The organism is Mycobacterium sp. 852002-40037_SCH5390672 (assembly GCF_001665875.1).
In the GTDB taxonomy this organism is placed as follows: Bacteria; Actinomycetota; Actinomycetes; order Mycobacteriales; family Mycobacteriaceae; genus Mycobacterium.
This window is the reverse complement of record NZ_LZTA01000034.1, coordinates 1-1,392: the sequence shown is the minus strand read 5'-3', so window position 1 is coordinate 1,392 and position 1,392 is coordinate 1. Positions and strand designations below refer to the sequence as shown.

Below are 1,392 nucleotides of genomic sequence, written 5' to 3'. Positions count from 1 at the left end.
GCCTCCACGTGGATGCGGGCCACCTTCTCGTCGAGGTGCTTGGGCAGCCGGTAGACCTCGTTGTCGTACTCGTCGTTCTTGGTCCACAACTCGATCTGGGCGATGACCTGGTTGGAGAAGCTGTTGCTCATCACGAACGACGGGTGCCCGGTGGCGTTACCCAGGTTCAGCAGCCGCCCCTCGGACAACACAATGATCGACTTGCCGGTATCGGGGAACGTCCACAGATCGACCTGCGGGCGGATGTTGGTCTTGGTGGCACCGGATTTCTCCAGCCGGGCGATCTGGATCTCGTTGTCGAAGTGGCCGATATTGCCCAGGATGGCCTTGTCCTTCATCGCCTTCATGTGCTCCAAGGTGATGATGTCCTTGTTCCCGGTGGTGGTGATGATGATGTCGGCCTCGCCGATCACGTCCTCCACCCGCTTGACGTCGAAACCCTCCATCAACGCCTGCAGCGCGTTGATCGGATCGATCTCGGTGACCGTCACCCGCGCACCCTGGCCGGCCACCGACTCCGCAGACCCCTTACCGACATCGCCATAGCCGCAGATCAACACCTTCTTACCGCCGATCAACACATCGGTACCACGGTTGATGCCATCGATCAGCGAGTGCCGGCAACCGTACTTATTGTCGAACTTGCTCTTGGTCACCGAGTCGTTGACGTTGATCGCCGGGAACGCCAAATCACCGGCAGCGGCGAACTGATAGAGCCGCAACACACCAGTCGTGGTCTCCTCCGAGACCCCCTTGATCGACGCGGCGATCTTGGTCCACTTGTCCTTATCGGTCTCGAAACGCTGACGCAGCAGATTCAAAAACACCCGGTGCTCAGCCGAATCGTCCTCCTCATCGGGGGGCACCACGCCGGCCTTCTCATACTGCGCGCCGCGCAGCACCAACATGGTGGCATCCCCACCGTCATCCAGGATCATGTTGGCCGGCGCTTCAGTCCCGTCCGCGAGCGCAGGCCAGGTCAGCACCTGCTCGGCCGCCCACCAATACTCCTGCAGCGTCTCACCCTTCCACGCATACACCGGAACACCCTTGGGCTCCTCGGGGGTGCCGTGCGGGCCCACGACCACCGCGGCCGCGGCATGGTCTTGGGTCGAGAAAATATTGCAGGACGCCCACCGCACCTGCGCACCCAGCGCCACCAGCGTCTCGATCAACACCGCGGTCTGCACAGTCATATGCAACGAACCCGAAATGCGCGCACCCTTAAGCGGCTGCACATCGTGATACTCCCGGCGCAGCGACATCAGACCCGGCATCTCCTGCTCCGAGAGCTCAATGTCCCGGCGACCGTAATCCGCCAACGACAAATCGGCCACCTTGAAATCGATGCCGTTTCGAACCTCAGGGGACAGTGCATTTTCGGTCGTCGTC

1 protein-coding gene is annotated in these 1,392 nt (G+C 61.4%); it reads right to left on the bottom strand.

The annotated features are described in order from the left end of the window. The coding region (gene ahcY, locus A5782_RS05240; RefSeq protein WP_156623813.1) for an adenosylhomocysteinase at positions 1 to 1,392 on the bottom strand (1,392 nt) is incomplete at both ends.